General features: G+C 45.4%; 1 protein-coding gene. It reads right to left on the bottom strand.

The window, feature by feature from the left end; all coding sequences use genetic code 11:
* On the bottom strand, positions 1-251 hold a 251-nt coding region (locus SB773_RS33535; RefSeq protein WP_486304332.1), incomplete at its 3' end, for a GNAT family N-acetyltransferase.

Below are 251 nucleotides of genomic sequence, written 5' to 3'. Positions count from 1 at the left end.
GTTGCTCGCCAGCTTCCTTGGTGGGTCAGATAAGGTGTAAACGTGATTTGCTGGACGCCTACAATATCCTCACCCAAACAGGCTACAATCAATTCATTATTCGGGTCATTATCAATGGCTTCAAATGCTTTGAGATAGCTCTCAGGTAGCGGCTTCTCGTAGCGTTCTCTTGTCTTTCCCAATTCATCATCAGCGAGCAGTTGCACAATTTTGTCCACGTCTTGTGCTGTAGCCATTCGAAATGTAAGCAT

It is taken from the genome of Bacillus sp. SIMBA_074, from assembly GCF_046534555.1.
Lineage (GTDB): Bacteria > Bacillota > Bacilli > Bacillales > Bacillaceae_G > Bacillus_A > Bacillus_A mycoides.
This window is presented reverse-complemented; position numbering and strand designations above follow the sequence as displayed.